This window comes from Saccharothrix isguenensis (assembly GCF_052936305.1).
The window spans coordinates 6,291,545-6,316,503 of sequence record NZ_CP193626.1; the positions used below are offsets into that span (position 1 = coordinate 6,291,545).

The window sequence follows — 24,959 nt, forward strand, 5'->3', positions numbered from 1 at the left end:
GTTTCGCCCAGGACCCCGCTCGTCAGAACCGTTCGCCGGACAGGGCCAGGACCGCCGCCATCGGGTTGCCCAGGTGGTAGTGGTCCACGGCCAGGTACGTCGGCGTCTTGCGGGCGGCGGGCTCGCAGAACCGGCGGGCCCGGTCGGCGAGCTTGCCGTTGTCGGTGGTCGCGGTGCCGGTGATCGGCACGTCCCGGAAGTGGTTCATCACGAACAGCGGCCGGAAACCGGGTTCGGTGCGGTTCAGCGGCGTGCTCCAGCGGCTGTGGCAGGACCAGTCCGAGGCGCCCAGGCCGGAGCCCATCGACCAGTGGTTCTCGACCGTCCACTCGGACTGGTACATCACGCCGAACGTGTCGCGCTGCGGCGAGTCACCCGCACGCCCGCGGTCGGTGAAGATCATCAGCCGCTTGCCGTTCGCGCGCAAGGTGTTCAAGGTCGGCCAGCCGTTCGTCCGCACCCCTGCCTGGTCGGGGCGGAACAGCACGTTCGCCAGGCCGTCGACGCGGGACAGCTCGGAGCGCAGCACCCCGGCGGAGGCGTAGTCCTCCAGGAACACCGTGACGAACTCGTCCGGGTTGCGGTTGAGGAAGTCCACGATCCGCTGCACGTCCACCCACAGCGCCACCGGGCGGCTGACCCACGTGCAGCTGTTGTGGCACAGGATCGCGCCGTCCGGGGTCTGGTGGACGTCGAGCTGGAACCCGCGCACGCCGTCGCGGAGCTGCTGCTCGATCCCCCGGGCCTGGTTGGGTGCGAGGTTGACGAACGGCGGGGCGAAGCCACCGTCCACACCGTTGGCGTAGGCGTTGTGCGTGGTGAGGAAGGTGACCTGGTCCAGCCGCCGCTCCCCCTCCGCCGGCACGGGGACCCGCCGGGGTGACACGGGGGTGAGGTACCAGAGGTCGGCTCCGCTGCCGATCCGCACCTGGTCCGGGCCGGAGGCGATCAGGTGGCGGTCGACGCCGGGGACCTTGAGCCGGTGCCGGTCACCGTCGGGCAGCACGTCCCACTGCGCGTCGGGGCTGGAGCAGGGCAGGACCACGGCCTGGTCGGCCTGGCGGCCCAGGCACTGGGTGCCTTCGCGCAGCGTGCGGCCGGCGAGGGTCCACTGCTGGCGGTCCTCGTCGCCCTTGGGCCGGCGTTGGAGCACCGAGGTGCCGGAGACGCCGGCGTTCAGGCCGGTGGTGACGCTTTGCAGGTAGTAGACGCCGTCCGCCGGCTGCCCCTGCGGTTGCGCTTGGGCCGGTGCGGCTGCGGTCAGGGACGCGACGAGCGTGACGACCAGGGCTGATCGGGTGGCGCGCATCAAGAAGTCCTCTCGAAGGCTCCGCGGCGGCGGGCTCGCCCAGGGTAGAGGCGCACGGACTCAACGCGAAAGAGCTTCATGTCCGGCCGTTCTAGGCTGGTGCCATGACCGAACCGTGGGGTGACCCCGAGAAGATCCGCCGGATCCTGGCGGACGGCGAGACCTGGGCCGTGGTCGGGCTCGCCGACCACCCGCACCGAGCCGCCTACGGCGTGGCGAGGTTCCTCAAGCAGCACGGCAAGCGGATCGTGCCCGTGCACCCCGACGCCCCGACCGTCCACGGCGAACAGGGCTACGCGTCGCTGGCCGACATCCCGTTCCCGGTGGACGTGGTGGACGTGTTCCGGCGCTCCGAGGCGGCGGGCGAGTTCGCGGACGCGGCGGTGGAGATCGGCGCGAAGGCGGTGTGGTTCCAGCTCGACGTGATCGACGAGGCGGCGTACGAGCGGGCCACGGCGGCCGGGCTCGACGTGGTCATGGACCGCTGCCCGGCCATCGAGTGGGCGGCACTCGGGCCACGCTGACCACCACGGCTCACCACCGCACCGCCCACCGCCGCACCGCCCACCGCCGCATCGGCCACCGCCGCACCGGCCACCGGTCAGGACCGGCGGCGGGCGGTGACCTCGATCTCGATCCGCATCCGGGGGTCGGCCAGGCCGCACTCCAGCATCGTCGCGGCCGGGCGCACCTCGCCGAACACCGCGCGCAACGCGGGCCAGCAGGGCTCGAAGTCCTCGGCGTCCGGCAGGTAGTAGGTGACCCGGACGACGTCGGCGAAGGTGCACTCGGCCTCGGTCAGCGCGGCGCCGATGTTGGCCAGGCACTGCTCGGCCTGCGCGACCACGTCGTCGGAGATGGTCATGGTGGCGTAGTCGAAGCCGGTGGTGCCGGAGACGTGCACCCAGTCGCCGTCGACGACGGCCCGCGCGTAGCCGATCTGTTCCTCGAACGTGGAGCCGGAAAGGATCACTCGCCTCATGGCGTTCACCCTAATTGAGTAACCTGCGGGCCATGCCGATCGTCGCGCTCAACGGGATCAACCTCAGCTACCAGGTGGAGGGCGAGGGTGAGCTCGTCGTCATGGTCATGGGCACCGGCAGCCCCGGACGGGTGTGGCGCCCGCACCAGGTGCCGGCGCTGCGGAACGCCGGGTTCCGGGTCGTGACCGTCGACAACCGGGGCATCCCGCCGACTGACGAGTGCGCGGCCGGGATCGAGATCGAGGACATGGTCGGCGACATCACCGCGTTGATCGAGCTGCTCGGCGGGCCGGCGCACGTGGTCGGCACGTCCATGGGCGCGCGGGTGGCGCAGGAAGTGGCCCTGGCCCGTCCGGACCTGGTCTCGAAGGCCGTGATGCTGGCGACGGCGGGCCGCAACGACCACTTGCAGAGCGCCCTGTCGCGGGGTGAACGCGCACTGCACGACCAGGGGATCACGTTGCCGGGCGAGTACTTCGCGGCGGTGAACGCGGTGCTGAACCTGTCCCCCGCGACGCTGCGCGACCCGAGTGCGGCGCGCGACTGGCTGGACCTCCTGGAGCTCTCCGGTTCCACCGTCGGCAAGGGCGTGCGGGCGCAGATGGGGATGAACGAGACCGAGAGCCGGCTCGACGCGTACCGCGGGATCAAGGTGCCGTGCATGGTGGTGGGCTTCGCGGACGACCGCGTGCTGCCCACGTACCTGGCGCGCGAGGTCGCCGACGCCATCCCGGGCGCGCGGTACGAGGAGGTGGCCGACGCGGGCCACTTCGGCTACCTCGAACAGCCGGCGGCCGTGAACCGGCTGCTCGTGGACTTCCTGAAGGGCCCGGCTCGGCACGCTTCGTGACCGGTCGACCACGGGAACCCTTCTACCACCTCGGTGCGAACGCGGTTACCGTCGAGCGCGACCTGGTGGAGGGGGCACATGGACGCGCGACGGCTCGGCCGCACGTCCCGTCTGATCGCGCTGATCGGGTTGGGTGCGGTGACGTTCCTCGTGCTCGTCCCCGTCGCGGTCAACACGGTCACCGGCGGGTCGGCGGCACCGGTGCTCGGGCCTCATGCGCTGTGGTTGTGGCCTGTGCTGGCGGTGTTGTCCGCGCTCACCCTGTGCCTCGCGGCCTGGGAACCGCTCCTCGGGCTCGTCCTGCGACGGCGTCCCTCTCACCCGGCGAACCGCCGGGCGGCGCTGGACCGGGTGGAGCGGTTCGTGCGGGCGCGGGTGGACGGGTCGCTGGCCGAGCAGGTGCGGCTGAAGCTCGGTGTCGTGCCCCGCGTGGGGCCACGGCTGCCCACGCGAATCCGCCACCCGTTGATCGTGGCGGGCGAACCTGGCGCCGGGAAGACGACGTTGCTGCTGTCGCTCGCGGAGACGTTGGCGGCGCGGGCGCGGGAAGACCTGAGCCTGCCGGTGCCGGTGGTGGTGGACCTCGGCGGGTGGCAGCGGGACGACGACTTCGGCGAGTGGCTGCTGGGGGCGTTGTCGGCGCACTACCGGATCGGTGCGCGCTTGGGGAAGGCGTGGCTGCGGCAGGGCAACCTCGTGCTGTTGTTCGACGGGCTGGACGAGTTGCCGCCGGCGGATCGGGTGGAGTGCCTGGCGTGGATCACCGCGTTGAAGCTGCGGGAGGTCGTGCTGTGCAGCGCTGGTGACGAGTACCAGCACATGCCGCGCTGTGACGTGGCGCAGGTGAAGGTGTTGGGGCGCAACGAAGTCCTGGACCTGATCACGGCTTGTGGTCCCCGGTTGGACGGTCTGCGCGACGCTCTGGAGAAGGACCCGGAGCTGTGGGACGAGGTGCGGACGCCGCTCGCGTTCGGGCTGCTGGCGCTGGCGTACCGGGCGGGGCGTGCCGAGTACCGGGGAGTGCTGGACACGTACCTGGTGGAGTCGGTCGTGCGCGGCCCTTCCGATCCTCCTGGCTCTACTTCGGGTCCTTCGGGTCCTTCGGGTTCGTCTCGTACGGAGCGGACGGTGCGGGCTTTGCGGTTCCTGGCCCGGATCGCGCGGCGATGTCGTGACCTCCAGGCGCGGTCCAGGTTGCCTTCGCGGGACGTGTGGCTGGAGTTCGTCGGGCCGGACGTGGTGTGGCGGTTGTTCCGCCGGGCCGGGCCGGGCGCGCTGGCGGGGGCGGCGACCGCGTTGTGCTTCGTGGTGGGGGTGCGGCTGGGTCTGGTGGCGGCCGTCGTCACCGCTGTCGCCACGGTCGGTGTGCCGCGTAGCGCGTTCATCGTGGCGCGTGGTGATACCCGACGCGGGAAGCGTTGGGCGGCAACGGGTTTCCTGGCGGGGGCGTTGGTCACCGGCGTGGTGGCGGTGCTGGGAGGGCTGCTCGGTGGGCTGGTCTCGGGGTGGCCTCCGGCGGTCGGGTACGGGGTGGTCGTCGTGGTCGCGCTGCTCGTCGCCTACGGCAACACCCGTGACCGGTATTGGGCGTTGGCGTGGGCTCTGGCGCCCGTCGGGGTGATGGTGGTGACGGGGCCCGGACCCGATCTGCCGGTCGGACTCGGCATCGGGCTGGCGTCGGGGTTGGCGGTGGGCGCGTTCGTCGGCGGTCTGCGCGGGGTGTGGGCGGGGCTGCACACGCGGGTCGCCATCGGGCTGCGCTGGCTGCCGGTGGCGGGGTTGGCCGGGGTGGGGCTGGCGGCGCTCGCGGGTGCTGCCGTTCGCCCTTCGGCGTTGGGCGCGGTGTCCGGTGTGGTGCTGGGCCTGGCGGTGACGCCCGTCGTGAACCGGCCGTTCGACGTGGTGGCGGGTCTGCTGGCGCGGCCGTTGGCGTTGGACGAGTTCCCGTTGGGGCGCAAGGCGATCCTCCAGTCCGCCCGGGATCGGGTGCTGCTGGTGGACGGGCACCGGTTCCCGCACGCGCTGGTCCGCGACCACCTCGCCTCGTGCGACCCGGTGGAGGTGGCGGCTCAGGTGGAGCGGCGGCGTGTCGGTCTCAACCCGACCGCGTCCGGCCCAGCGACGCCCCACCTGATCGCGTCCGGCCCCACCTCGTCCGGCCCCACGGCTTGAACACCGACAGCACGGTGTTGAAGGTGTAGAGGGCCAGGGACACGCAGGAGGCGGCCAGGACGTCGGCGCCGGCCGTGGCGACCGCTGGCCTGGTAGAGCCGCGGCGCGTCGAACGCCGCCAGTGCGAGCACGAGCATGCCGACCGTGACGCCGAGCCAGCCGACGGACGAGATGGCGTGCAGCGCCGGCCACGACTTCCGCACTTCCGGTCTCATGCCGCAGAGCGTGTCCCGCCCCACGCCGTCACCGCGTCCGCCCGACAGCGGCACCCCCGCCTACGCCCCCGACGTACTCCGCGACTCACCAGGGGGTGGGTGGGGTCAGGGCCAGTGGGGCGGGTGGGTCAGGGTGGCGGGGAGCTTGGTGGCGCGGGTGCCCCTGGCAGCGTCCACCTGGGCCTGGGTGAGGAAGAACGCGCCGGTCAGGTCGGCGCCGGAGAGGTCCGCGCCGCGCAGGTCGGCACCGATGAAGTCCACCAGCCGCAGGTCGGCCCCGCGCAGGTCGGTGCCGATCAGGTACGCGCCGCGCAGGTTGGACGCCCGCAGGTTCGCGCCCTTCAGGCCCTTGCCGATCAGGTCGGCGCCCCGGCGGTTCTTGCCCTTGCCACGCGTCAGCTCGCTGGCCCGCAGCAGCAGCGCGTTCGCCCGCTCCCAGTACGGGCCGACGTCCAGCGCCAGCAGCTCTTCCGGGGTGCCGGCGGTGAGCCCTTCGATCGTGGTCCGGAGCTCGTCGGCAGCGGCGTGCAGCGCGCGGGCCTTCTCCAGACCCCGCACCTCGGTCAGGTACCAGAGCAGCTCGTGCAGCTGCCGCATCACCGGGAACACGCCGAACATGTCCGCCGCCGACGCCGGGTCGTCACGCCAGCTCGTCCCGCCGAACGTCACCTGCGCCACCTGCTGGCCCGCGCCGAAGCAGTCGTACACCGTGCACCCGGTGAACCCGCTCTCCCGCAGCTTCGAGTGGATGCCGCAGCCGAAGTCCGCGAGCAGGTTCCGGCACGGCGTGCGGGCCGGTTTGTCGATCGCGAAGTCGACCGACTCGGCGAACGCGGGCACCACGCAGCACAGCGCGAAGCACCGCGAGCAGTCGGCACGGAGGTCGTTCATGCGCTCAACGTGTCCAGGATCTGCTGCCCGTACTTCGCCAGCTTGTTCTCACCCACACCGTTGACCGTGCCCAGCTCCGCCAACGTCGACGGCGCGGACGTGGCGATCTGCCGCAGCGTCGCGTCGTGGAAGATCACGTAGGCGGGAACCCCCTGCTCCTTGGCCGTCGCCGCACGCCACGCCCGCAACCGCTCGAACACCGGCGTCGCCTCGGCGGTCAGCTCCACCTGCGCCGCCGCGCTCTTCGTGGTCCTCACCTTGGCCAGGCGCTCCGGCTCACGCCGCATCAGCACCTTGCGCCCCTGGTACAGCACCTCGTCGCCGCCCGGCGTGACGACGAGCGTCGAGTACTCACCCTCCACCGCGATCAGCCCCTGCGCCAGGAGCTGCCGGATCACCCCGCGCCAGCCGCTCTCGTTCAGCTCGGTGCCGATGCCGAACACCTTCAGCTGGTCGTGGTCGTGCTGGATGACCTTCGCGGTCTTGCGCCCGAGCAGGATGTCGATCGTCTGCCCGGCGCCGAACTTCTGCCGCCGCTCGTTGCGCAACCGCACCACGGTGGACAGCGCCTTCTGCGCCGCCACCGTGCCGTCCCACGTCTCCGGCGGCACGAGGCACGTGTCGCAGTTGCCGCACGGCGTGCTCGGCTGGCCGAAGTAGTCGAGCAGCCGCACGCGGCGGCACTCGACCGTCTCGCACAGCGCCAGCATCGCGTCGAGGTGCGCCATGAGCTTGCGGCGGTGCTGCTGGTCGCCCTCGGAGTCGTCGATCATCTTGCGCTGCTGGACGACGTCCTGGAGCCCGTACGCCAGCCAGGCGGTGGACGGCAGCCCGTCGCGGCCCGCGCGGCCCGTCTCCTGGTAGTAGCCCTCCACCGATTTGGGCAGGTCGAGGTGCGCGACGAACCGCACGTCCGGCTTGTCGATGCCCATGCCGAACGCGATGGTGGCGACCATCACCAGGCCGTCCTCGCGCAGGAACCGGGACTGGTTGCGCGCACGCGTGCCCGAGTCGAGGCCCGCGTGGTAGGGCAGGGCCGGGATGCCGTTCTGGGTGAGGAACTCGGCGGTCTTCTCGACCGAGTTGCGGGACAGGCAGTAGACGATGCCCGCGTCGCCCTCGTGCTCGGTGCGGAGCAGTTCCAGCAGCTGCTTCTTCGGCTCGTTCTTGGGCACGATCCGGTACTGGATGTTCGGGCGGTCGAAGCTGGCGACGAAGTGCTTCGCGTCACCGAGGCGGAGGCGTTCGGCGATCTCGGCGTGGGTGGCCCGGGTGGCGGTCGCGGTGAGCGCGATCCGAGGCACCTCCGGCCACCGTTCGTGCAGGTGGGAGAGGGCGAGGTACTCCGGCCGGAAGTCGTGGCCCCACTGGGAGACGCAGTGCGCCTCGTCGATGGCGAAGAGGGAGATCCTGCCGCGCTCCAGCAGGCGGGTGGTCTGCTCGGTGCGCAGGCGTTCAGGGGCGAGGTAGAGGAGGTCCAGCTCGCCGGCGAGGAACTCGGCCTCGACCAGCGCGCGCTCGTCCGGGAACTGGGTGGAGTTGAGGAACCCGGCCCGCACGCCGAGGTCGCGCAGCGCGTCCACCTGGTCCTGCATCAACGCGATCAGCGGCGAGATCACGACACCGGTGCCGTCGCGCACCAGGGAGGGGATCTGGTAGCACAGCGACTTCCCGCCCCCGGTGGGCATGAGCACCAGTGCATCGCCACCCGCGATGACGTGGTCGACGATGTCCTGCTGCTCCCCGCGGAAGGACTCGTAGCCGAAGACCCTTCGCAGCACCTCTTGCGAAGCCATCGCGCAATCCTAACGGACCCCTCCGACACCTCCCGGCGCGGTTCCGGCGGCCTTCGTGCGGCGGAGGAGGTGGAGGACACGAGCGCACGCCACGCCGAGCAGCAGCTCCACCGCGGTGGCGAGGACCAGACCGGCCGCCGGCATCCCGTCCACCGCCATGCCGAGCAGGCGGGACAGGCCGTAGGAGAGGTGGACGAGGGCTCCGAGCACCGCGGCGGTGGCGGTGAGCCTCGGCACGAACGCGCCGGACAGCACGACGGAGCCGGCCGCCAGCAGACCGCCGCCCGCCGCGCGCAGTTCGCTCAGCACGCTTGGGCCACCGGCCGCGTCGATGCCGTTGACGGCGTGGAAGGCGACGGGCGCGAACAGGCTCGCGGCACCGATCACCACCAACACCAGACCTGACACGGACAGCACGGCTCTCGGCACGGCGGGCATCGGGGTTCCTTGTCCACGAGCGGATGTCGGAACCCAGTGTCTTGGCGCGTCCGAGGTCCGGACAACGACCGCGCGTCCGCCGCCGATTGCCGTTCGTCCGCCGCCGTGGACGCCCGTTGCCCCCGGTGGCACGCTCCGACCGTGCCGAGCCGAGACTTCCCCGCGACCGCCGACCTGTTGGGCGAGGTGCTGCACCTGCTGAGGCTGACCGGCACCCTCTACTGCCGCGCGGAGCTGACCGCGCCGTGGGGCGTGGCCGTCCCCCGCCTCGACGAGCTGATGACGTTCCAGGTGGTGACCGCCGGCCGGTGCGTGCTGGAGGTCGACGGTGACGAACCGCGGGTGCTGGAGCAGGGCAGCCTGACCCTGATCCCGCACGGCACGCCGCACCGCCTGCTCAGTGCGCCGGGCACGCCGACCGAACCGCTGTTCGACATACCGGTGGAGCGGATCAGCGACCGCTACGAGGTGCTGCGCCACGGTGGCGGCGGTGAGCTCACGCAGGTCGCCTACGGCGCGGTCCGCTTCGACCACGTGACCGCGCAACGCCTGGTCAGGCAGCTGCCGCTGGTCCTGCACGTCGGCACGTGGGACGAGGACGCGGCGGGCTGGCTGCACAGCACGCTGCGGTTCATCGCCGCCGAGGCGGGGACGCCGCGGGCCGGCGGGGAGACCGTCATCACGCGCCTGGCGGACATCCTGGTCGTGCAGGCGATCCGTTCCTGGCTCGACTCGGCGCCCGAGGCCGACCAGGGCTGGTTGGCCGCCGTGCGCGACGAGCACGTGGGGCGGGCGCTGCTGTCGATCCACCGCGAGCCCGAGCACCCGTGGACCGTCGCCGAACTCGCCCGGCACGCCCACCTGTCACGCTCGGCGTTCGCGGCGCGGTTCACCGCCCTGGTCGGCGAGCCCGCGATGCGCTACCTGACCGAGTGCCGCTTGCAACTGGCCCACGCGCACCTGCGGCGGACCGCCGAACCCCTGTCCACCGTCGCGCACCGCTTCGGCTACCGGTCCGAGGCCGCGTTCTCCCGGGCGTTCAAACGCGCTTTCGGCGTGCCACCGGGCAGCCTCCGCAGCCCGGTCGGGACCGACGCGGCACTCGGATGACCGCTCTCCGGGGACGAAGCCGGAGCGCGCGGCCACGCGGACTACACCGGCAGAACCGCTAGGTGCCTTTGCCGGCTCGGGTGGCCAGGGAGCGTTGCAGGACCACGACCAGCAGGAGGAACGCGCCGCTGACCACGGACTGGTAGTTGCTGTCCAGGGTCCCGATCTGGTTGATCACGTTCTGGATCACGGTCCGCAGGCCCACGCCGATCACCGTCCCCAGCACGGTCCCCGCGCCGCCCGTGAGAAGAGTCCCGCCGATCACCACGACCGAGATCGCGTCCAGTTCCAGCCCGACGCCGATCACGGTCACCCCGGACTGCAGGTACGCCGCCGTCACGGCTCCCGCGAAACCGGACAGCACCCCGCTCATCGTGTACACGAGCACCTTCGTCCGCGCCACCGGCAACCCCATCAGCACCGCTGACTGCTCCGCACCACCCACGGCGAACACCGACTGGCCGAACCGCGTCCGCCGCAGCACCAGCCCACCTGCCAGGCACAACGCCAGCGCCAGGAACACCGGGTACCCGAAACCGAACACCGTCCCCCGCCCCAGCTCCAGGAACGCCGAGCCGGACGCGATGCGGTAGGTCGTCGACCCCTCGGACGTGATCGCCAACAACAGCCCGCGCGCCAGCAACAACGTCGCCAGCGTGACGATGAACGGCGCCATGCCGGTCCGCGCCACCAGCACCCCGTTCAGCAACCCGATCAGCCCGCACACCGCCAACGGCAGCACGAGAGCGACCACGAAACCCCACTGCGAGCCGTACGCGGCCAGGACGCCGCCCAGGGCGTACACCGACCCGACCGACAGGTCGATCCCGCCGGTGATGATCACGAACGTCATGCCGAGCGCGACGATCGCCAGGAACGACCCCTGCAACGCCAGGTCGCGCAGGTTGTCCAGGCTGCCGAACCGGGGGAACGACAGCCACGCCACCAGCACCATCACCACCAACGCGACCGCGGCGCCCTGACGACCCACCCCGCGCCGGAAGCGCACACCGACCGCGTTCACCGGCTGCTCCGCTCGCGCGCCAGGTAGACGGCGCCGACGATGATCGCCGCCTGCGCCATCTGCGCGGTCGAGTCGGGCAGGTTGTGCTTGATCAACGTCGCCCGCACCAACTGCATCAGCAGCGCCCCCATCACGGTCCCCAGCACCCGCACCCGACCACCGGTCAACGGCGTGCCGCCCACCACCACGGCGGTGATCGCGGACAGCTCCATCAGCAGCCCGACGTCGGCCGGGTCGCTCGCGCCGAGCCGCGCCGTGGACAGCACACCGGCCACCGCCGCCAGCACACCGCAGATCGCGTACACCCCGATCAGCACCCGCCGCACCGGGATGCCCGCCAGCACCGACGCCGCCCGGTTGCCGCCGATCGCGACCAACTGCCGCCCGAACGTCGTCCGACCGACCAGCAACGCCACCGCCACCGCGAACAGCACCGCCGCGAACACCCCGACCGGCACGCCGAACACGTCACCCGTGCCGAGGAACAGGAACGCCGGGTCGTGCAGCTGCACCAACTGCCCGTTCGCCAGCACCAGCGCCAACCCGCGCCCACCGACGAGCAGCGCCAACGTGGCCACGATCGGCTGGATGCCCAGGTACGCCACCAGCACCCCGTTGACCATGCCCGCGATGAGCCCGGCCACCAGCGCGAGCGCGATCGACGGCAGCGTCCCGTAACCGAGGTACAGCGGCACGACCGCGGCCGACAGCGCCATCACGGCGCCGACCGACAGGTCCACCCCCTCGGTCCCGATCACCAGCGCCATGCCCAGCGCGACGATGCACACCGGCGCCGCCTGCACGAGCTGCGTGCGGAAGTTGCCCACGGACAGGAAGTTCGACGTGAACGCGATGTTGAACAGCAGCAACGCGGCCACGGCGACGTACACGCCGTACTCCTGCAACCACCGGGCGGCACGCGCCCGGTCCAAGCGGTCCAACGAGAGAGTCATGATCCCCCCGAGTCCGAGTCGGGCTCCAAGTCCAAGTCCCGGTCCGAGTCCGGGTCACCCGATGCGATCGCGGACAGCATGTGGTCGCGGGTGAGCTGGTCGCCGACCAGTTCGGACACCACGGCGCCGTCCTTCAGCACCACCAGCCGGTCCGCGCCGTCCAGCAGCTCCTCCAGCTCCGACGAGATCAGCAGCACCGCCAACCCGTCCCGGGCCAGCTCGTCGATCAACGCCTGCACCTCGGCCTTCGCGCCCACGTCGATGCCGCGGGTCGGCTCGTCGAGCAGCAGCACCTTCGGCTGCGTGCACAGCCAGCGCGCCAGCAGCACCTTCTGCTGGTTCCCGCCGGACAGCTCGGCGACCTTCTGCTCCGGCCCGGACACCTTGATCCGCAGCCGCCGGATGAACGTCTCCACCACCCGGTCCTGCCGCGCCCGGCTGACCACGCCGAAGCGGGACAGCCGGGGCAGGGCGGCGAGCACGATGTTCTCCCGCACTGACAGGTTCGGGATGATCCCCTCGGCCTTGCGGTCCTCCGCCAGCAGGCTGACTCCCGCGCGCACCGCCGCGCCGACGTTCCCCCGCAGAGCCCTGCCGCCCAGGAGGACCGTGCCGGAATCCAGCGGCAGCGCGCCGATGATCGCCCGCGCGGTCTCCGTGCGGCCGGAGCCGAGCAGCCCGGCGAGACCGACCACCTCACCGGGCCGGATCGACACGGAGACGCCTGCCAGCCGACGCCCGCTGGTCAGGTCTTCCGCCCGCAGCAAGGGTTCCGCGCCCGCGTGGTGCTCCTCGCTGAACGCCGTCGCGCCGTGCTCGCGGATGTCGCCGACGCTGCGGCCCAGCATCATCGCCACCAGCTCGATGCGCGGCAGGTCCGCCAGCGGCCCGGTGTGCACGTGCCGGCCGTCCCGCAGCACGGTGACCCGGTCGCAGATCCGGTACAGCTCGTCCATCCGGTGGCTCACGTACACGATCGCGATGCCGCGCTCGTGCAGCCGCTCGATCACCGAGAACAGCGTCTCGACCTCGCGCGGCTCCAGCGACGACGTCGGCTCGTCCATGATCACCACGTGCGCGTCCGCCGAGACGGCCCGTGCCAGCGCCACCATCTGCTGCGCGCCGACCGCGAGCGTCCCGAGCGGACGTCGCACGTCGTCGCCGATGCCGTAGCCGGCGAGGATCCCGGCTGCTTCCGAGTGCATCCGCGCGAGGTCGACCAGGCCGAACCGGGTGCGCGGCTCGCGGCCGAGGAACAGGTTGGCCGCCACGCTCATCAGCGGGACGAGGTTGACCTCCTGGTAGATGGTGGAGATGCCGGCTTGCTGCGCGTCCAGCGGCCGGTGGAACTCGACCGGCTCGCCCCGGTGGCGCACCTCCCCCGAGTCCGGCCGGTGCACCCCGGTCAGCACTTTGATCAACGTGGACTTGCCCGCGCCGTTCTCGCCGACCAGGGCGTGCACCTCCCCCGGCCGCACCGAGAACGACACCCGGTCCAATGCCTTGACGCCGACGAACTCCTTGGTGGCGTCGACGACCTCCAACACCATGTCAGTACGCGTTCGCGAGCTTCTGGGCGGCGTTGGACCGGTCGTACTCGTCATCGGAGATGATCACCGTCGGCGGCACTTCCTCGCCGTCCGCGAAGTCCTGGAGCGTCTGGAACGCGAGCGGGCCGAACCGCGGGTTCGACTCGATCACCGCGTCGTAGCCGCCGTCCGCGACGAGCTGCACGGCGTTGCGCGTGCCGTCGATGGAGACGATCTTCACGTCCTGGCCGGGCGTCCTGCCGGCGGCCTTCAGCGCGGTCACCGCGCCGATGCCCATCTCGTCGTTCTCGGCGTAGACAGCGGTGATGTCCGGGTTGCTCAGGATGAGCTGCTCCATCACGGACTGGCCCTTGGAGCGGTCGAACTCGCCGGTCTGCTCGGCCACCACCGAGATGCCCGGCGTCTTGGCGATCTCGTCCTTGAAGCCCTTGGTGCGGTCGGTGGTGACGTTGTTGCCCGACGAGCCGAGCAGGATGGCCACCTTGCCGGTGCCGCCGGTGGCCTCCACCATCGCCTGGGCGGCGCGCTTGCCCTGCTCCACGAAGTCCGAGCCGATGAACGTCAGGTAGTCGTCGCACGGGTCGGACGTCACCTTGCGGTCGATCGTCACGACCGGGACCTGCTTGGCCTTCGCCGCGTCGAGCGCGGGCTGGAGGCCGTCGGAGTTGAGCGGCGCGACGATCAGCAGCTGCGCGCCCCGGTCCAGCAGCGACTTGATGTCGCTGATCTGCTTGTTCAGGTCGCTCTGGGCGTTGGTGACCAGGAGCTTGTCGTCCGGGACGCCGAGCTTGGCCGCCTCGTCCTTGATCGACTGGGTCTCCGCGATCCGGAAGGGGTTGGCCTCCTTCTCGGACTGGGAGAACCCGATGACCGCGTCCTTGACGTCGACCTTCGGGTAGCCGATCCGGTCACGGGCGCAGCCCGGCCCGCTCGTCTGGGAGGCGGCGGCGGACGCGGCGGGGCCGCCGGTGCCCTGGGTGGACGTTGCGGCTTCACGACTGGTGCAGGAGGTCAGCAAGGCGGTGGCCGCGACCACCGCGACACCGACACGGGCAGGCAGGGACATGTGTCGCTCCTCGATCCGGGTGTGAGTGAGTGGCGTCACTCTCAAGAGCGGCTCCGTTCTTACATCGTTGATACAACGTTGTAAAGGTTCAGACCGGAGGCGCTACGGAGGTCGGTCGACGCCCGGAGGTCCGACGGAGAGCAGGCAAGCGCTTACCCAGCGGAGTCGGGCACGGAGGACGGCGCGGCCGTGCCAGGGTGACCTGACGACGATTGGTCTGGACCTCCGAGCGAGAGGATCGGGAGATGCGCGGCACCACCGTGACACCCGGAACGCCCTGCCGGACGCCACGCGGGGGCGAGCTGCCCGTGCACCGGCTGGAAGTTCCGCTGCCCAACGCGCTGCCGTTCGCCGTCGGCACGTTCGACACGATCGGCCCGCTGTCGCGCGCGCCGTTCCCGCACCGGCACACGTTCCACGAGATCGTGCACGTCACCGGCGGCACCGGCACGCACGTGGTCGACCTCGCCCGCTGGGAGCTGCGCCCGCCGCACCTGTGCGTGATCGCACCCGGCCAGGTCCACCACTGGGACGACGCGCGGGACCTGACCGGGTCCGTCCTGCTGTTCACCGACGACTTCCTGCTCGACCACCCGGCCGACCGGGACCTGTTGCGCCGGCTGAGCGAACGCCCCTGGCTGACCCTGGACGAGCCCGCGCACACCCGGATCGCCCGGCTGGTCGCCGAGCTGGAGGACGAGTACCGGCGGGGCGAGCCAGGCGTCGGAACGGTCCTGCGCGCGCTGCTGCACGTGCTCGTCGTGCGTGCGGCCCGGCTGCGCGCGACCCCTGCCGCGCCCCCTCCGGCACGGGCCGGTGCGGTGGCGGAGGAGTTCGTCCGGCTGTCCGGCCGCACGGACCACGCGCTGTGGTCGGTGCGCGCGTACGCGGAGCGGATCGGCGTCACGCCCGGCCACCTGACCGAGGCGGTGAAAGCGGCGACCGGGCGCACACCGTCGCAGCTCGTCCGCGAAACCCGGACGCACGAGGCGAAGCGGTTGCCGGCCAGGACGGACCTGACCGTGCGGCAGGTCGCGGCCCGGGTGGGCTTCACCGACCCCGCCTACTTCTGCCGCTTCTTCCGCCGCGAGACGGGCGTCAGCCCGGGCGCCTTCCGACGCGGCGACGACGCGCATTCACGGTGACGCGCATTCACGGTGGGGACAACGGCAACAGCGCCCGCGAGGATCACCACGAACCACGGCTCCAGTCCATCGTGGCGACCCGGCCGACGTCCCTACGTTCGGTGTGATCCCCTTCGACCACACGAGGAGCAGGTATGGACGCACCCAAGGACGAACCGGGCGACGGGGACGGACACCCACCTCAGCCGCAAGACCGTGCTGCGCGCCGCGCTCGCCGCCGGGGTCGCGTTGCCGGCCGCGCTGATGGGCGTGCCCGCGCTGGCCCGCACGGTCGGTCCGGACGGCAGCCCGCTGGACCTCACCCCGGCGTGCGACGACGGCGACGACCCGACCCCGCCGCAGATGGAAGGCCCCTACTTCAAGCCGAACTCGCCGCGCCGCACGTCGCTGGTCGACGCGGGCACGCCGGGCACCCGCCTCACCGTCACCGGCTACGTGTTCGGCCTGGCCTGCCAACCGCTCGGCAACGTGCTGCTGGACTTCTGGCAGGCGGACGTCAACGGCGTGTACGACAACACCGGCTTCCGCTTCCGCGGCCACCAGTTCACCGACGCCGGCGGCGCGTTCGCGCTGACCACGATCGTGCCCGGCCTGTACCCCGGCCGCACCCGGCACATCCACGTGAAGGCTCAGGCGCCCGGACGCCCGGTGCTCACCACCCAGCTGTACTTCCCGGGAGAGCCGCGGAACACCACCGACAGCATCTTCGACCCCCGGTTGCTGATGGCGGTGCGGAACGCGGGCGGCGGTCGTGAGGCGACGTTCGACTTCGTGCTGGACGTGTCGCAGACCGGCACCACCAGGCCCACGTCCACGACCACGTCGTCCCCCGGCGGCGGCACGTGGGCGGCGGGCACCACCTACGCGGCCGGAGCGCGCGTCACCTACGGCGGCGCAGGGTACGTGTGCCTCCAGGCCCACCTCGCCCAGCCGGGCTGGGAGCCGCCGAACGTGCCCGCCCTCTGGCGCGTCGGGTGAACCCGAGGTAAGAAACGGGTGACGACGCCCGGACCACGTCGCGCGAACCCCTCGGTGCGCCGGCCGCACCGAGGGGACATGGCCCCCGTAGGGGTGGGGGCAGGGGTGCTTTCTGGGGTTCCCCCCGTCGTCCGAGGCGGTCATATTCCGTCTTTGACACCATCCTGCATACCCGGGGGACCCATGACGGCGCAGACCGTGCCCGCCCACGTCGACGCTCGCGATGTCGAGCCCGATTTCCGCGCACCGTCAGTCCGGCTCGGCCGGCTGCTGGACGAGGACTCCGCACAACCGCTGCACGAGGCGGACGACAGCGGCGTGAGCGCGGTGAGCGGCCTGATCGACGGCCAACCCGTGATCGCCTACTGCACCGACGCGACCAAGATGGGCGGCGCGCTCGGCTGGCCCGGCGCGATGCACATCGTGCGCGCCATCGACGCCGCGGTCGAGCAGGGCGTCCCGGTCGTCGGCCTGTGGCACTCCGGCGGCGCGAAGCTCGCCGACGGCGTCGAGTCGATGGACGGCGTCGGCCGCATGTTCGCCGCGATGACCCGCGCCTCCGGTGTCGTGCCGCAGATCTCCGTGGTGCTCGGCCCGGCCGCCGGCGCCGCCGCGTACGGCCCCGCCCTGACCGACATCGTGGTCATGTCCGAGGACGCCCGGATCTTCGTCACCGGCCCGGACGTGGTGAAGACGGTCACCGGCGAGGTGATCGACATGGAGGGCCTCGGCGGTCCCCTCGCGCACGGCCGCAAGTCCGGCGTGGCGCACATCGTCGTCGGCACCGAGGAAGAGGCCTACCAGCGGACGCGCCGGCTCACCGGGTTCTTCACCAAGCCCGGCGAGGTCGAGGTGGCGTCCGCGGGCGAGCCCGACGACCTGCGCGCGTTGCTGCCCGAGTCGCCGCGGCGCGCCTACGACGTGCACCCGGTGATCAACCGGCTGCTGGACGACGCCGTGTTCGAGGAGCTCCAGGCCGGCTGGGCGCCGAACGTCGTGGTCGGCCTCGGCCGGCTGTGCGAGCGGACCGTCGGCATCATCGCGAACAACCCGCTGCGCAAGGGGGGCTGCCTCGACTCGCTGTCGGCGGAGAAGGCCGCGCGGTTCGTGCGGATGTGCGACTCGCTCGGCGTGCCGCTGGTCGTGCTCGTGGACGTGCCCGGCTACCTGCCCGGCGTCGGCCAGGAGTGGGGCGGCGTGGTGCGGCGCGGCGCGAAGCTGCTGCACGCGTTCGCCGAGTCGAGCGTGCCCCGGATCACCCTGATCACGCGGAAGTCGTACGGCGGCGCGTACATCGCGATGAACTCGCGTTCGCTGGGCGCGACGGCCGTGTTCGCGTGGCCGGACGCCGAGGTGGCCGTGATGGGTGTGGAAGCGGCCGTGGGCATCCTGCACCGCAAGAAGCTGGCCGCCGTGGCCGACGAGGCGGAGCGCGCCGAGCTGCGGGAGAAGCTGATCGAGGAGCACCGCCGGATCGCCGGCGGCGTCGACCGCGCGATGTCGCTCGGCGTGGTGGACGAGGTGATCTCCCCGGACGAGACCCGGGTCAGGATCGCGAAGGCGCTGGCCAACGCACCGGCCGGCCGGGGACGGCACACGAACATCCCGTTGTGAGGTGACGATGTCGAATCGCGAACTGACGGCTTTGCGGGCGTTGATCGACCAGGCCCGCACGCACACGGACGCCTTGCGCGCCGACTTCCGGGACCACCCGGGGGTGCGGCGGCTGGTCAACGACCTGGAGCGGCTCGCGATCGACGTGGACGAGGTGGCGGGGGTGGCCGGTGCGCCGGCCACCCCCGCCCCGCGCCGGCGCGAGGACCTGGTGACCGTGCCGGACACCCCGTACGCGCCGGACTTCTGGCACGGCGCGGACGACGAAGGGGTCGGCGGCCACCGCCCGTACTACCGCTAGGGCCGTGGGCGTGCGGCAGCCCTGGACGTGGGTCGAGCACCCGGGGCCGTGTTGGGAAGTTCAGACCGCAAGTGCCCAGGGCGTGCTTGAAGCGGAGCCCGCGACCGGTTCGGGTCACGGGCTCCGCTGAGCGGTTCTTCCTGCCGCGGTCAGGCCATCTCGCCGGTGTTCTGCGGCGGCACGTCGGCCGGCTCGCGGAACAGATCGGTGTAGGACCGCTGCTCGTCCCGACCAAGACCGTTCGCGGTCTCGGTCCGGGTCGTGTCCGGGTGGCTGAACAGCTCGTTGAACGAAGTTGACATGTGTTCCGACTTTCTCCGCGTCCGCTGCGTGCTCACGGCCGGCTTTGCCGGACCGGAGATCCCCACACGGCGCGAGGGTGTTCGGGTTCAGAAGATATGAATCGCCCCGATGGCACCCACGGTACACGTCGTGGTGCCGCGGGCGCCACAGCGTTGCGGCGGGCGTGTCGGGCGCGACTCGCGGGGCGGCGGTAGAACCGGTGGTCGGGCGCCGAGGACGACGCGGGTCCGGTCGAGGGCGGAGGTCGCCGCGCGTCGGGTGCGCCGGACGTGGCCGTGCGCCACTGCGTCCGGCGGCCCGGCGCGGGGCGGTGGTCGTGCACGCCGAAGAGGAGTTGGCGCACGCAGGGCGCTGACCAGGCACGGGACCTCATGGACGCTCCCCCGAACGGGTGACAAGCCGCGGGTCGGGAACTAAACGGGCCACCGGTGGGTTGTACGAGGTGGTCGTCAATTTTGTGTCCGTGTTTCCACAGAAGTTTCGCGGAATGATGTTGCGGACGAAGTTCTTCCTTTGCCTTGCAGGACAAGCTGGAGAAGTCGTCGTCTGAAATCCGACCCGGAGCCGCGCACAGCGGCGCCGATCCAGCACTGCCAAGGAAAGAGAGAACACATGACTCAGGGAACCGTGAAGTGGTTCAACTCGGAGAAGGGCTTCGGCTTCATCTCCCACGACAACGGCCCGGACGTGTTCGTGCACTACTCGGAGATCGACGGCTTCGGCTACCGCAGCCTCGAGGAGAACCAGCACGTCCAGTTCGAGATCAACCAGGGCCCCAAGGGCCTGCAGGCCGTCGGCGTTCGCCCCGTCTGAGCCGCTTGGTCCTTCCTACCTGCTCCTACCGGCTCAATCGCTGACGGAGACGCGGAAAACCGGTGCCCCTCGATCCCTTCCGGACCGGGGGGCACCGGCATTCGTCGCCCACGCGGCGCACCCGCACCGATCGCCCGAGACCCCGGCGGCGGAGACCAGGTCACGTCACCGCACGCACGGAGGTACCTCCCTTGACCGAAGCAGTACGCACGAACCCGCGGACGGAGAGTCCGCACAGCGCGCCCGAGCCGATGCTGGCGGGTGAGAAGTCGTCGACCCAGGTCCTGCTGGTGAAGCTCTTCGTCATCATCCCGGCGCTCGCGCTGGCCGCAGCCGTGCCGCTGGCCTGGGGCTGGGGCCTCGGCTGGCTCGACATCGGTCTGGCCCTCTTCTTCTACACGCTGACGTGCCTCGGGGTGACGATCGGCTTCCACCGCTACTTCACCCACGGCGCGTTCACCGCCAACCGCGGTCTGCGGATCGCGCTGGCCGTCGTCGGCAGCATGGCGATGCAGGGACCGGTCATCGACTGGGTCGCCGACCACCGCAGGCACCACGCCTACGCGGACCGCGACGGCGATCCGCACTCGCCGTGGCGGTTCGGCACGTCCGCGAGCGCGATGGCCAAGGGCTTCTGGCACGCCCACCTCGGGTGGATGTTCCAGCGCGAGCAGACCAACGCGGCGCGCTTCGCGCCCGACCTGCTCGCCGACGCCGACCTCCAGCGCGTCAACCGCTGGTTCCCCGCGCTGACCGTCGCGACGCTGCTGTCCCCCGCCCTCATCGGCGGCCTGGTGACGTGGAGCTGGTGGGGCGCGCTGACCGCGTTCTTCTGGGCGGGTCTCGTGCGCGTCGCCGTGCTGCACCACGTGACGTGGTCGGTGAACTCCATCTGCCACATGATCGGCGACCGGCCGTTCGCGGCGCGGGACAAGTCCGCCAACTTCTGGCCGCTGGCCATCGCCTCCATGGGCGAGTCCTGGCACAACTCCCACCACGCCGACCCCACGTGCGCGAGGCACGGCGTGCGTCGCGGCCAGATCGACATCTCGGCCCGGGTCATCTGGGCGTTCGAGAAGCTGGGCTGGGCCACGAAGGTCCGCTGGCCGAGGCCGGAACACCTGGCGCGCAAGCTCAAGACGCCCGCCGCCTGACCCACCCGGACTGCCCGTGCCGGTGACGACGCGGGCAGTCCGGTGGTCACGGCGGGGCGCTCCGGCCGTGTACCGTGGGTGGTGGCGGGAACCGTTCGAGCATCAGGCTCCACGTTGCCGGTTTCCCGATGCCTTCTCGCATCGCCCGTAAGCGGGACCGCGTTCGTCGGGCGGTGACACGTTCAGGCGGACGTCCGGTCGATCACAGTGCTTCGTGCGTGCGGACTGGATGGAACACATGAACCAGCTCTTGCCGACGATCGAGTCGAACGTCAGTGGCGAAGCCGACGGTGTCGCGTCGCCGAAGTGCGTCGCGTGCAAGCACTCGTGGGCCTCCCACGACCGGATCGCGATGCGCTTCTGCACCGCGACCACCACCGAGCACCACAGCCGGGGCTGCGTCTGCCCCGCCGGCGACTGACCGGGCTCACCAGCGCCGGACTCACCAGAGGCCGGGTTCACCGGGTCTGGCTCACCAGGCCGGACGGCTCCGGTAGGCCGGTTCCGGCTCCTCCTCCACCACGGGCGCCTCACGTCGGACGACGCGGGGCGCGATGGCGCGGGGTTCCTGCGGTGGCTCGTCGCCGAACACCCGCCGGTCCTCGGCCAGCACCTGGTCCAGCAACGTCGTGTCGCCCAACGCCGACCGGACCACCTCGGCCTGTCGGCGGGCGGCCTCGACCCGCGCCGACGCGATCGTCCGCAACGTCGTGGACGACAGCGCCGCCGGGTCGGTGGTCCGCACGGCCGCGCCGAACGTGATCGACCTGACCGCGCCGTCCGACCCGGCGACCACGGTCACCACGCCGTCGTCGGACGTCGCCGTGCCCACCACGTCCTTCAGCCCTTCGGCCATGCGCCGGTACGACTCGGCGCGCAGCCGGTTGTCGGCCGCGGCCGTGTCGATGGCCTCGATGCGGCGCAGCAGGATCTCGGCGGACCCGCTCACCGGGCCGCTCCCTCGTCCGGGCGGATGGTCTTGAGGAACGCCTGGAAGTCGCCCACCAGGTCCTCGAACTGCTCCGGCGTCGCGCTCAGCACGATCTCCAGCACCGCGCGCCGGTTCTCGTCGCGCACGTCCGGCATGGCCAGGAACACCTGCAGTTGCAGCAGTTCCACCGGCCGCCCGCCGATCGGCACGGTCATCCGCACTACCTGCGTGTAGGCGGACTCCAGCTCGTTGCGGCGCCCGATCTCGACCGGGCCGACGTCGCGCTCCAGCCGTGCCGCGGCCTCCGCCGCCACCTCCGCCACCGTCACGCCGCTACGGACCTCGCCGCTGATCGTCACGTTCGCGGTGAACCCGGCACTCGGACCGGGGTGCAGCGCGACGAACGCCGCCTGCGGCGCGCCCACCTCGTCGGGCGGGGCCGAGAGCCACCCGTCGGGCAACGAGAACTCGATCGGCACCGGAAGGGTGGTGGCCATACCTGGATCTCCTCCTGGGGTGTTGCGGTAGGTCATCGGCCGAACAACCGGCCGATCGTGCGGCCGGCGCCTTCGGCGACGTTCTCCACGCCGCGCCCGACGTCCTTCGCGATCTCGCCCACGTCGTCCGCGACGTCGACCACCGTCTCCACGACCTGGACCGGGTCGACGGTGACGTCGAACCCGACCTTGCCACCCACGCCCAACCCGACGCCCAGCGACCCGCCGATGTGGAACTTGCCGTCCTCGCCCATGCCGAACTGCCCGCCGGCCTGCGCGCCGACACCGGCCCACGCCTCGCCGTTCACGCCCGCGCCGATGCCCGCGACCTCGGCGCTCGCCTCACCGGACACCCTGGCGCCCGCGAACGCCTCCGCGTTCCCCTTCGCGCCGAGCCAGCCGACCGTGCCCTTGGCCTCGGCGGACGCCCCGACCATGCCGTCCGCGCTGCCCGAGACACCCGCGTGCCTGCCCAGGCTGATCTCGCCCTCGGCGTGCCCCTTGGCCAGGTAGGCGCTCGCGTTCGCGCCCACGGTGACGCCCGCGGTGCTCGACGTCGCGGTCACCCCGGCTTCCGCGCCGAGCACCGAGCCGCTGATGCTGCCGTTTCCGGCCAGCGGCCCGGCCGTGAAGTCGCCTTCCTTCGCGCCGTGGGCGACGTCGACCTGCCAGTCCTCGCCGGCGGTGCGCTCGTGCAGGTCGATGCCGAGCTTCTCGGCGACCTCGGCCAGCGCCTCGGTGAGCAGGCGCTTCGACTCGCTGCCGGACTTGCCCTCGTACGACCGCCCGCCGGGACCTCCCTGCCAACCGCCGGGGTCTTTGCCGTTCTCCTCGGTCCCGCGGTGCGAGGCGCCGAACTTGGTGCTGCCGAACGACTTCTTGTAGCCGCCCTGGCCGTCGGACTCCCAGCCGAGCGCCTTGGCGACCACGTCACCGATGCCGGACAGCCCGTCGCGGGCGTTGTCGAGGACCTTCTGGGCGTTGGCCGTGGCAGCTTGGCCCGGGTCCTGGAACGGGGCGGTCGGGGCGCCGGACAGCACCGCCGCGTCGTGCTGGGCGGCGGCGAGGCGGGTCGCGGCCTGCGCTTCGAGGTGCAGCTCGATGGCGCGCTGGGCTTCCGCCTGGCTCTGGACCAGCGCGTCGCCGTAGTCGGCGAGCAGCTGACCGCCGCCGCCGAGGTCCGCGCCGGCCTGGAGCCAGCGCGGCGGTTCGGACCGGAAGACCGACCGGAACACGGTGCTCGCGCCGCCGGTCCAGCCGCCGGGGTCGATCCGGCCCAGGTCCTCGCCGACCGCCACGACCATCCGCAGCGTCTTCACGAGTTGCCGAAGGTCACCGGTGATCAGCTCGGGCTCGCCGGGGACGAGCGCCTTGGGGTCATTCGTCTCGCCGAGTCGTGCCGCCATCAGGACACCGGCTTCAGCGGCGTGGTCCCCAGTCGGCGCGCGATGTCGCCGGTGGACACCGGTTCCCCGAGCCGTCCGAACCCGACCGCCTCGTCCCCGTCGACGTCCACGTAGGACGATGCGGCGGCGCGGAGCCCGATGGCGTGGTCTTCGGCCTCCTGCCGCAGCCGCTCCACGTACGCCTTCATCTCCTCGATGAACAGCTCCCAGGCGCCGGCCACGCCGTCGTGCCCGTACTGACCGCTGGGCCCGCACCACACCAGGCCCACCGTCTTGTCGCCCGCGTCGCCGATCTCACCGGCCGCCCGCCGCAACTCCTCGGGCACCGCCCCGAACCCGCTCATGTCCACCCATCTGTCCACTCGACACCAGGCCGTCGGACGCAACCGGCGCGGTGATCGTTCCGCGTGATCCGGATATCGGTGCGGGTGGCGGCGAAGGTGGTTCGGTCAGCGCGGATCGACGCTGGTGGCGGTGTCGCCGAAGACGAACGGGCTCGGCTCGCACTCGGCGATGAAGTCGGCCGGGAAGCCGAGCCGGAACTCCACCGCCTCCTCCAGCCGCCGGATCGCGTCGGCGGGCAGGGTGACGTCGAGCGCGCCCAGGTCCTCTTCGAGCTGCGCGACACTGCTCACGCCCACCAGCGGCAGCACCGCGCGCGACTTGGCGCGCGTCCACGCGAGCGCCACCTGTGCCGGGCGGACGCCCAGCTCGTCGGCCACCGTGCGGACCGCCTGGGCCGCCGCACGGTCGCGGGCGGTGAGGGAAGCGGGGTCGACGCGCTTCGACCGGGGTGAGCCGGGCGGCGCGTCGACGGCTCCCGACAGCTTGCCGGCGGCGAGGGGCGCCCACGCGGTCACGCTCAGCCCCAGTGCCTCAGCCATCGGCAGCAACTCGCGCTCAGCGTCCCGCTTCAGCAGGTTGTAGGGCACTTGGAGGCCGGCGAACGGGGTCCAGTCCCGCCACCGCGCGAGGGTGTTGGCGTGCGCGACGACCCAGGCCGGCGCGTCGGAGATGCCGGTGTAGAGGATCTTGCCGGCGCGGACGGCGTCATCGAGGGCGCGCATCGTCTCCTCGACCGGGGTGTGCCGGTCCCAGATGTGCACCCAGTAGACGTCGATGTAGTCGGTGCGCAGCCGGCGCAGGCTCCGGTCCAGCGACCGCACCAGGTTCTTGCGGTGGTTGCCGGAGGCGTTGGGGTCGGCGGCGTCGTGCGACAGCGTGTACTTCGTGCCGATGACGAACCGGTCGCGTCGCTCCACGATGGAGCCGAGCAGTTCCTCGCCGTCGCCGTAAGCCGACGCGGTGTCGAGCACGTTGCCGCCCGCGTCGGCGTAGGCGTCGACGATGCGGCGTGCCTCGGCGGGATCGGCGAAGGCCATGGTGCCCAGCAGGAGTTCGGACACGCGCAGGCCGGTCCGGCCGAAGAGTCGGTACCTCATGCCGCACAGCCTGGGGCG

The 24,959-nt window shown here is 71.7% G+C and carries 26 protein-coding genes; 11 read left to right on the top strand and 15 right to left on the bottom strand.

Translation table 11 applies throughout. The features are described from left to right. Window positions 1-22: 22 nt before the first annotated feature. Window positions 23-1,309, bottom strand: a complete 1,287-nt coding sequence (locus tag ACRAKI_RS28000; RefSeq protein ID WP_447003483.1) for a PI-PLC domain-containing protein — start codon at window positions 1,307-1,309, stop codon at window positions 23-25. Between the two features lie 104 nt (window positions 1,310-1,413). On the opposite strand from ACRAKI_RS28000, the gene ACRAKI_RS28005 reads away from it, so the two are divergent. Next, window positions 1,414-1,833, top strand: coding sequence for a CoA-binding protein (locus ACRAKI_RS28005; RefSeq protein WP_447003484.1), 420 nt, complete (start codon window positions 1,414-1,416; stop codon window positions 1,831-1,833). 77 nt (window positions 1,834-1,910) lie between these two features. Here the strand turns inward: ACRAKI_RS28005 and ACRAKI_RS28010 are convergent, their stop codons facing one another. Next, complete coding sequence (locus ACRAKI_RS28010; RefSeq protein ID WP_447003485.1) at window positions 1,911-2,291, bottom strand: RidA family protein; 381 nt, start codon at window positions 2,289-2,291, stop codon at window positions 1,911-1,913. A gap of 32 nt (window positions 2,292-2,323) precedes the next feature. Here ACRAKI_RS28010 and ACRAKI_RS28015 point away from each other — a divergent pair, with 32 nt between their 5' ends. Next, window positions 2,324-3,142 (top strand): alpha/beta fold hydrolase, encoded by an 819-nt coding sequence (locus ACRAKI_RS28015; protein ID WP_447003486.1) that lies wholly within the window; start codon window positions 2,324-2,326, stop codon window positions 3,140-3,142. Window positions 3,143-3,220: 78 nt separating this feature from the next. Then, a complete protein-coding gene (locus tag ACRAKI_RS28020; RefSeq protein ID WP_447003487.1) occupies window positions 3,221-5,314 on the top strand; it encodes an NACHT domain-containing protein in 2,094 nt (697 codons plus the stop codon). 320 nt (window positions 5,315-5,634) lie between these two features. Here the strand turns inward: ACRAKI_RS28020 and ACRAKI_RS28025 are convergent, their stop codons facing one another. From ACRAKI_RS28025 to ACRAKI_RS28035, 3 genes are read right to left on the bottom strand one after another with little or no spacing between them, the layout of a single operon-like run. Continuing rightward, window positions 5,635-6,420, bottom strand: coding sequence for a pentapeptide repeat-containing protein (locus ACRAKI_RS28025; RefSeq protein WP_447003488.1), 786 nt, complete (start codon window positions 6,418-6,420; stop codon window positions 5,635-5,637). After that, window positions 6,417-8,216 carry a DNA helicase RecQ gene (gene recQ / locus ACRAKI_RS28030; protein ID WP_447003489.1) on the bottom strand — a complete coding sequence of 600 codons (1,800 nt, stop codon included), beginning with the start codon at window positions 8,214-8,216 and terminating at the stop codon, window positions 6,417-6,419. The genes ACRAKI_RS28025 and recQ overlap by 4 nt, the downstream gene beginning before the upstream one ends. A gap of 9 nt (window positions 8,217-8,225) precedes the next feature. Continuing rightward, window positions 8,226-8,654: a DUF4345 domain-containing protein gene (locus ACRAKI_RS28035; RefSeq protein ID WP_447003490.1), complete on the bottom strand. Its 429-nt coding sequence runs from the start codon at window positions 8,652-8,654 to the stop codon at window positions 8,226-8,228. Between the two features lie 141 nt (window positions 8,655-8,795). On the opposite strand from ACRAKI_RS28035, the gene ACRAKI_RS28040 reads away from it, so the two are divergent. Further along, window positions 8,796-9,764, top strand: a complete 969-nt coding sequence (locus ACRAKI_RS28040) for an AraC family transcriptional regulator (RefSeq protein WP_447003491.1) — start codon at window positions 8,796-8,798, stop codon at window positions 9,762-9,764. 58 nt (window positions 9,765-9,822) lie between these two features. Here the strand turns inward: ACRAKI_RS28040 and ACRAKI_RS28045 are convergent, their stop codons facing one another. The 4 genes from ACRAKI_RS28045 to ACRAKI_RS28060 are packed head-to-tail and all read right to left on the bottom strand — an operon-like array spanning window position 9,823 to window position 14,357. Then, on the bottom strand, window positions 9,823-10,788 hold the full coding sequence (locus tag ACRAKI_RS28045; RefSeq protein WP_447003492.1) for an ABC transporter permease: 966 nt from the start codon (window positions 10,786-10,788) through the stop codon (window positions 9,823-9,825). After that, the gene (locus ACRAKI_RS28050; RefSeq protein WP_447003493.1) at window positions 10,785-11,741 is read right to left on the bottom strand and encodes an ABC transporter permease; all 957 of its coding nucleotides are present in this window, start codon (window positions 11,739-11,741) and stop codon (window positions 10,785-10,787) included. Before ACRAKI_RS28050 ends, ACRAKI_RS28045 begins: the two co-directional genes overlap by 4 nt. Next, window positions 11,738-13,345, bottom strand: a complete 1,608-nt coding sequence (locus ACRAKI_RS28055; RefSeq protein ID WP_447003494.1) for a sugar ABC transporter ATP-binding protein — start codon at window positions 13,343-13,345, stop codon at window positions 11,738-11,740. Before ACRAKI_RS28055 ends, ACRAKI_RS28050 begins: the two co-directional genes overlap by 4 nt. Then, the gene (locus ACRAKI_RS28060) at window positions 13,293-14,357 is read right to left on the bottom strand and encodes an ABC transporter substrate-binding protein (protein WP_447003495.1); all 1,065 of its coding nucleotides are present in this window, start codon (window positions 14,355-14,357) and stop codon (window positions 13,293-13,295) included. Before ACRAKI_RS28060 ends, ACRAKI_RS28055 begins: the two co-directional genes overlap by 53 nt. Before the next feature lie 245 nt (window positions 14,358-14,602). Here ACRAKI_RS28060 and ACRAKI_RS28065 point away from each other — a divergent pair, with 245 nt between their 5' ends. From ACRAKI_RS28065 to ACRAKI_RS28080, 4 genes are all read left to right on the top strand, one after another. After that, complete coding sequence (locus ACRAKI_RS28065) at window positions 14,603-15,502, top strand: AraC family transcriptional regulator (RefSeq protein ID WP_447003496.1); 900 nt, start codon at window positions 14,603-14,605, stop codon at window positions 15,500-15,502. A gap of 195 nt (window positions 15,503-15,697) precedes the next feature. Further along, window positions 15,698-16,480, top strand: coding sequence for a dioxygenase family protein (locus tag ACRAKI_RS28070; RefSeq protein WP_447003497.1), 783 nt, complete (start codon window positions 15,698-15,700; stop codon window positions 16,478-16,480). Window positions 16,481-16,663: 183 nt separating this feature from the next. Then, window positions 16,664-18,094 (top strand): acyl-CoA carboxylase subunit beta, encoded by a 1,431-nt coding sequence (locus ACRAKI_RS28075; RefSeq protein WP_447003498.1) that lies wholly within the window; start codon window positions 16,664-16,666, stop codon window positions 18,092-18,094. A gap of 7 nt (window positions 18,095-18,101) precedes the next feature. Next, entirely contained in the window at window positions 18,102-18,395 is a 294-nt protein-coding gene (locus ACRAKI_RS28080; RefSeq protein WP_447003499.1) for a hypothetical protein, read from the top strand. Between the two features lie 149 nt (window positions 18,396-18,544). On the opposite strand, the gene ACRAKI_RS28085 is transcribed toward ACRAKI_RS28080, so the two are convergent. Next, entirely contained in the window at window positions 18,545-18,697 is a 153-nt protein-coding gene (locus tag ACRAKI_RS28085) for a hypothetical protein (RefSeq protein WP_184923144.1), read from the bottom strand. A gap of 613 nt (window positions 18,698-19,310) precedes the next feature. Here ACRAKI_RS28085 and ACRAKI_RS28090 point away from each other — a divergent pair. The 3 genes from ACRAKI_RS28090 (at window position 19,311) to ACRAKI_RS28100 (ending at window position 21,086) form a co-directional block, all read left to right on the top strand. Then, on the top strand, window positions 19,311-19,511 hold the full coding sequence (locus ACRAKI_RS28090) for a cold-shock protein (protein ID WP_447003500.1): 201 nt from the start codon (window positions 19,311-19,313) through the stop codon (window positions 19,509-19,511). A 251-nt stretch (window positions 19,512-19,762) separates the two neighbouring features. Next, window positions 19,763-20,665: an acyl-CoA desaturase gene (locus tag ACRAKI_RS28095; RefSeq protein WP_447008536.1), complete on the top strand. Its 903-nt coding sequence runs from the start codon at window positions 19,763-19,765 to the stop codon at window positions 20,663-20,665. Between the two features lie 238 nt (window positions 20,666-20,903). Beyond that, complete coding sequence (locus tag ACRAKI_RS28100; protein ID WP_447003501.1) at window positions 20,904-21,086, top strand: RGCVC family protein; 183 nt, start codon at window positions 20,904-20,906, stop codon at window positions 21,084-21,086. A gap of 51 nt (window positions 21,087-21,137) precedes the next feature. Here ACRAKI_RS28100 and ACRAKI_RS28105 read toward each other — a convergent pair whose 3' ends face one another. The 5 genes from ACRAKI_RS28105 to ACRAKI_RS28125 form a co-directional block, all read right to left on the bottom strand. Then, complete coding sequence (locus ACRAKI_RS28105) at window positions 21,138-21,614, bottom strand: YbaB/EbfC family nucleoid-associated protein (RefSeq protein ID WP_447003502.1); 477 nt, start codon at window positions 21,612-21,614, stop codon at window positions 21,138-21,140. Continuing rightward, window positions 21,611-22,093, bottom strand: coding sequence for a hypothetical protein (locus tag ACRAKI_RS28110; RefSeq protein ID WP_447003503.1), 483 nt, complete (start codon window positions 22,091-22,093; stop codon window positions 21,611-21,613). Before ACRAKI_RS28110 ends, ACRAKI_RS28105 begins: the two co-directional genes overlap by 4 nt. Before the next feature lie 32 nt (window positions 22,094-22,125). Then, complete coding sequence (locus ACRAKI_RS28115; RefSeq protein ID WP_447003504.1) at window positions 22,126-23,499, bottom strand: putative T7SS-secreted protein; 1,374 nt, start codon at window positions 23,497-23,499, stop codon at window positions 22,126-22,128. Further along, window positions 23,499-23,843, bottom strand: coding sequence for a hypothetical protein (locus tag ACRAKI_RS28120; RefSeq protein ID WP_447003505.1), 345 nt, complete (start codon window positions 23,841-23,843; stop codon window positions 23,499-23,501). Before ACRAKI_RS28120 ends, ACRAKI_RS28115 begins: the two co-directional genes overlap by 1 nt. A 105-nt stretch (window positions 23,844-23,948) precedes the next feature. Continuing rightward, window positions 23,949-24,941 carry an aldo/keto reductase gene (locus tag ACRAKI_RS28125; RefSeq protein WP_447003506.1) on the bottom strand — a complete coding sequence of 331 codons (993 nt, stop codon included), beginning with the start codon at window positions 24,939-24,941 and terminating at the stop codon, window positions 23,949-23,951. Window positions 24,942-24,959 lie beyond the last annotated feature (18 nt).